Raw genomic sequence first — 6,008 nt, forward strand, 5'->3', positions numbered from 1 at the left:
TTTTAACGTGGGCGCGCGAACGAGGTCTTGAGCCGCGCGCGCCACAGGCGCATAGGGTGGGGAGCGAACGGGCCCCCGCCGATCGTCGGCAGGGATCCCCATCTTTTGGTTCGGGATGCTGCACTTTATGCCTCAAAATTCGTCCGACATGCCGGAAACGGACACGCCCACCGCCACCACCGCTAAAGTCCCCGCCAAAATTGCCGCCGCCTATCTGGCGGCGCTGCATGGCAGCGCGCTGCCGGGCGAGGGTGACGATATGGACAAGGCGGCACTGGTCGACGCCAGCCATTTCGCCGGGCGCGCTTCGCTCGACCGCGCTGCCGACACTCCGTCGCTGCTGCTCGAACCGATGGCCGCCGACGGCACCGACCGCCGCATGCGGCTCGTCATCGTCAACGACGACATGCCCTTCCTCGTCGATTCGACCTCGCAGATGGTCGCGGCGCAGGGGCTTGCCGTCCACCGCATCCTCCACCCCGTCGTCGCCGTGAAGCGCGATGCCAAGGGACAGCTGCTCGAAGCGGGTGAAGGTCCGGCGCGCGAGTCGGTGATCTATATGGAGCTGGAGCGCGGCGACGCCCGCGCCCGCCGCCGCCTGCTCGACGCACTCGAAGCGGCGCTGCGCGATGTCCGCGCCGCGGTACGCGACTGGCGTGCGATGCGCGCCGCGATGCTCGCCGATGCCGCGATGCGCGTCGACGGCGAGGCGGCCGAACTGCTCCGGTGGTTCGAAGGCGGGGCGATGACCCAGCTCGGCCATGAATGGCGAATGCGCGACGGCAAGGTGCAGGATCCGCTGGGGGTCAGCGAGAGCAGCGAGAGCCAGCTCTTGTCCCCCGCCGCACTCGATGCGGCGTTCGCCTGGTTTGATGGCGGTGGCCATGCGCCGCTGCTGATCAAATCGAACCGGTTGTCTGCGGTCCACCGCCGGGTGCTGCTCGACCTCGTCATTGTCCCCGAACTCAAGGGCAAAAAGGTCGAGCGCCTGTCGATCCACGCCGGTTTGTGGACGAGCGCCGCGCTGTCTGCGCGCCCCGACAAGGTGCCCGTACTGCGCGCCCAGCTCGACGCGCTAATGACCAAATTTGGCTTCGATCCGTCGGGCCATGCCGGCAAGGCGCTGGCCCACGCGCTCACCGCGCTGCCGCACGACTTGCTCATCGCATTCGACGCGACCTCACTCGAAGCGCTGGTGCTGACGTCGATGTCGATCACCGACCGCCCGCGCCCGAAACTGGTGACGGTGCGCAGCGCACTTGGCCGCCATCTGTTCGTGTTCGTCTGGCTGCCGCGTGACGAGGTGTCGACCGGTCGCCGCATCGCGGTCGAAGCAATGCTGGTGCGCGAGGCGAAAGCCGGTGTGATCGGCTGGACGATGGTGCTCGAAGACGGCGGCGCGGCGCTGCTGCGCTACACGCTCGACCTGCGCAGCGGCGGGGTCGTTCCCGACACCGACGCGCTCAATACCCAGCTCGAACAGATGGTGCGCGGCTGGCAGCCCGAGGTCGAAGCGGCGCTGGCGAAGCGCGGCGATCCCGGGCGCGCCGCGGCGCTGGCGGCACGCTTTGCCCCGACCTTCCCCCCCAATTACCGCAACCTTTATAATCCCGAGGAAGCGGCGCGCGACATCCTGCGCCTGCGCGATCTCGACGCCGAAAATCCGCGCAGCGTGCGGCTGGCGAAGAAAAGCCTCGACGGCGACGACCGGCTGCGGCTGAAAGTGTACAGCGCGGTGGGGCCGCTCGCCTTGTCCGACGTTGTTCCCGCGCTTGAACATTTCGGCTTCGAAGTGCTCGAAGAAATCCCGACCGCGCTCGGCCAGAGCCGTGCGCCGGGGATGGAGGCCGACGACGAACAGCCGATCGTCATCCACGATTTCACTCTGCGCCTGCCCGCCAATGTCGATGAACTTGCGCTGCTGCCCTACGCCGAAGTGATCGAAGGCGCGATCGCCGCGGTGCTCGGCGGCAAGGCCGAGAATGACGCGTTCAACGAACTGGTGCTGACCAACCAGACCGATCCGCGCGCCATCGTGTGGCTGCGCGCCTGGTTCCGTTACCTGCGTCAGGGTGGCTCGGCCTATGGCATGGACACGGTTGTCAGCGCGCTGCGCCATGCGCCCGCACTCACCGGGGCGCTGATCGAGCGCTTCGGCACCCTGCACGATCCCAAGGCACGCGATGCGAAGCGCGCCGAAGCGCTCGAAGCCGACATTCTTGCGGGCTTTGCCGACATCAAATCAATCGACGAGGATCGCATCCTCCGCCTGTTCCATGCCGTGATCGGCGCGACGCTGCGCACCAATGCCTTTTCTCCCGCGGCAGCGGAAGCGCTGGCGTTCAAGATCGATAGCAGCAAAGTCCCGGGCCTGCCCAAACCGCTTCCGTGGCGCGAAGTGTGGGTCTATTCGCCGCGCGTCGAGGGCATTCACCTGCGCGCTGGTCCGGTCGCGCGCGGCGGCCTCCGCTGGTCGGATCGCCGCGACGACTTCCGCACCGAGATACTCGGGCTGATGAAGGCGCAGCGCGTCAAGAATGCCGTCATCGTGCCGACCGGCGCGAAGGGCGGTTTCTATCCCAAGGCGCTGCCCGACGCGTCGCTCGACCGCGATGCATGGTTCGCCGAGGGCACCGAATGCTATCGCATCTTCATCCGCTCCTTGCTGTCGATCACCGACAATCTGGTCGCGGGCAAAGTCGAGCATCCCAAGGGCGTCGTGATCCACGACGGCGACGATCCCTATTTCGTCGTCGCCGCCGACAAGGGCACCGCGACCTTCTCCGACGTCGCCAATGCGCTCGCGATGGAACGCGATTTCTGGCTCGGCGATGCGTTCGCGAGCGGTGGGTCGAACGGCTATGACCACAAGGCGATGGGCATCACCGCCAAGGGCGCGTGGCTGTCGGTTCGGCGCCATTTCGCCGAAATGGGCGTCGATGTGCAGAGCGACACGATCCGCGTCGTCGGTTGCGGCGACATGTCGGGTGACGTGTTTGGCAATGGCATGCTGCTGTCGAAAGCAATCCAGCTGGTCGCGGCATTCGACCATCGCCACATCTTCCTCGACCCCAATCCCGATCCGGCAAAAAGCTGGAAAGAACGCGAGCGGATGTTCAACCTGCCGCGCTCATCCTGGACCGATTATAACGCCAAGCTGATCTCCAAGGGTGGCGGCGTCTTCCCGCGCAGCCAGAAGAGCATCCCGCTGAGCGCAGAAGTGCAGGCGTTGCTCGGCCTGTCGGTCAGCGAGATCGACCCTGGCTCGCTGATCTCGGCGATCCTGAAGGCGCCCGCCGACCTGCTGTGGTTCGGCGGCATCGGTACCTATGTGAAGGCGGCGAGCCAGAATAATGCCGAGGTCGGCGACCCGGCCAACGACGCGCTGCGCGTGGATGCCGAGGATCTGCGTGTGAAAGCCGTCGGCGAAGGTGCGAACCTGGGCACCACGCAGGCCGCACGCATCGCTTTTTCGGCGAAGGGCGGACGGATCAACACCGACTTCATCGACAACAGCGCCGGCGTCGATTGTTCGGATAATGAGGTCAATATCAAGATCGCACTGAACCGCGAGATGGCCGAAGGACGACTGGCGCAAGAGACGCGTGACGCACTGCTGGTGCGGATGACCGACGATGTCGCCGAACTGGTGCTCGAGGATAACCGCCTTCAGGCGCTGGCGCTGTCGATCGCCGAAAAGGGCGGCTCGGCGGCGGTGCCTTCCTATGTCCGGCTGATGGAGACGTTCGAGGCGTCGGGCCGGCTCGATCGCAAGGTCGAAGGTCTGGCGGCGAACGACGAGCTGCTCCGCCGCGCCGCCGAAGGGCGCGGGCTGACGCGTCCCGAACTCGCTGTGCTGTTGTCGACCGCCAAGCTCGCGTTGCAGGAAGTGATCGAGAACAGCAGCCTGCCCGACGATCCGGCGCTGGCAAGCGACCTTGCGGCGGCGTTTCCGGCCGAAATGCAGCGCGATTTTGCGGCGGCGATCGCCGATCACCAGCTGCGCCGCGAAATCATTGCGACGAAGATCGCCAACCGAATCATCAACCGCATGGGCATCGTCCATCCGTTCGAACTGGTCGAGGAAGAGGGCTGCGCGCTCGGCGATATCGCTGCGGCATTTGTCGCGGTCGAGCGCCTGCTCGGCATGCCCGCGATCTGGACCGCGCTGGACGATGCCAAGATTGCTGAGAGCGTGCGCTTGTCGCTATTTGCCCAAGCGGCGTCGGCGATGACCTCGCAGATGGCCGATCTGCTGCGCGTGACCCAGACCTTGTCGCAGGCCGGACCGGTGGTTGCGCGGCTCGAACCCGGGGTCGATCGGTTGAACGCCAGCGTCGATGGGCTGCTCAGCCCCTCGGTCAAGCGCCAGTGGGACATGCTGACCCAGCAATTGCTCGACGCCGGCGCGCCCGAGGCGCTGACCGCGGCGGTCGTGCGGCTGTTCAAGACCGACGGCGCGATCGGGATCGTCGATCTTGCCGAGCGGCGCGGCGACGACGAGGTCGCGGTAACCAGCGCCTTCACCCATTTGGGCGAAGCGCTCGGGCTCGACTGGGCGCAGACGCTGGCGGCGCATATGAGCCCCGGCGATCCCTGGGAACGCCTGCTTGTCAACAGCCTGGCGCGCGATTTCCAGCAGATGCGGCTGGGCTTCCTCGCGGGGCTTCCCAAGGGCGACCTCGACGCGGCGGTGACCAAATGGCTCGCCGACCATGCCCCGCGCGTCGAACAGTTCCGCGCGACGGTTGAGCGTGCGCGGACGATCCCGAACCCCAACGGCGCGATGCTGTCGCACATTGCGGGGCAGGCGCGCGGGCTTTTGGGGAGGTAATGCCCTTCCAGCCCCGCGTCGTGATGCTCGTGCCGGCGCCTAACTATACCGAAAACTGGCAGCCTGCCTTGGCCCGCAAGGCGGCGGCGCTGACCGGCGCCGGGCTGATCGTCGAACAGCGCGTGTGGACCGACCCTGGCGACCTGTCGGGCTATGACCTGATCCTGCCGCTCTTTGCCTGGGGGTATCAGCGCGACGTCGCGACCTGGTACGCGCTGCTCGATCGGCTGGAGACCGACGCGCTGCCGGTCGCCAATCCGGTGCCGGTGCTGCGCTGGAACAGCGACAAGGCGTATCTGGCCGACCTCGGCACCAAGGGTGTCGCGGTGGTGCCGACGGTCGAGGTTGCGGCGCTGGACGATGCCAGCCTTGCCGACGCGCGAGCGCAACTCGGCACGGAAGAGGTTGTTATCAAACCCGCGATTTCGGGCGGCGCCGACGGTACTCACCGCATCGCGGCGGGCGACGCGATGCCGCTCGACGCACTCGGCCAGCGCCGCCTCGTCCAGCCGCTGATGCCCGGCATCCTGACCGACGGCGAATATTCGCTGTTCTTCTTCGCGGGCAATTTCAGCCACGCTATCGTCAAACGGCCCGCGGCGGGCGACTTTCGTGTCCAGGAGCAATTCGGTGGGCGCGAGTCGGGGTGGGACGCGAGTGCCGATGCGCAAGCGCTGGCAGCAGCAGCGCTGGCCGCGGCTCCCGCACCGCCAGTTTACGCGCGCGTCGATATGGTCGGCGATGCAGCAGGCAAGCTCCACATCATGGAACTCGAACTGATCGAACCCTCGCTGTTCCTGCATCATGCTCCCGACAAGGGAGCGGCGTTCGGGCATGCGGTGTACGCCGCGATCTAGTCGGCGGTCCGCCGCCGCCACAACCATTGCCGGATCGCCGAGGTCAGGTTCGGTGGATCGTCGGCCTCCATCCGCGCGACGTCGATTCGCGCGACGAGCGCGTTGACAGGCAGCGCCTGCCGCACCGCCTCGGCCTCCAGCGCGTCCCAGAACATTGGCTCGAGGCTGATCGAGGTCGGGTGACCGGCGATGGTGACCGAGCGTTTGACGGGAGGGTGCAAGGGCTGGGTCATCAATCGGAGCTCCAGTGGCGGCCGGGAAACCCGCGCCCGCCCGCAACCCCGGTGGGGGGCCTTTTTGGGGGGGCCCCCCCCCCG

Annotated in this window: 3 protein-coding genes; 2 read left to right on the forward strand and 1 reads right to left on the reverse strand. The window is 66.9% G+C overall.

Annotation, left to right across the window (positions count from 1 at the left end; all coding sequences use genetic code 11):
• The first annotated feature begins 148 nt into the window (after positions 1 to 148).
• The gene (locus K0M74_RS03050; RefSeq protein WP_293967814.1) at positions 149 to 4,834 is read left to right on the forward strand and encodes an NAD-glutamate dehydrogenase domain-containing protein; all 4,686 of its coding nucleotides are present in this window, start codon (positions 149 to 151) and stop codon (positions 4,832 to 4,834) included.
• A complete protein-coding gene (locus K0M74_RS03055) occupies positions 4,834 to 5,691 on the forward strand; it encodes a hypothetical protein (protein ID WP_293967817.1) in 858 nt (285 codons plus the stop codon). Before K0M74_RS03050 ends, K0M74_RS03055 begins: the two co-directional genes overlap by 1 nt.
• On the opposite strand, the gene K0M74_RS03060 is transcribed toward K0M74_RS03055, so the two are convergent.
• Positions 5,688 to 5,924: a ribbon-helix-helix domain-containing protein gene (locus K0M74_RS03060; protein WP_293967819.1), complete on the reverse strand. Its 237-nt coding sequence runs from the start codon at positions 5,922 to 5,924 to the stop codon at positions 5,688 to 5,690. The genes K0M74_RS03055 and K0M74_RS03060 overlap by 4 nt on opposite strands.
• Positions 5,925 to 6,008 lie beyond the last annotated feature (84 nt).

The sequence above is a fragment of the Sphingopyxis sp. genome (genome assembly GCF_019459305.1).
Taxonomy (GTDB): Bacteria; Pseudomonadota; Alphaproteobacteria; order Sphingomonadales; family Sphingomonadaceae; genus Sphingopyxis.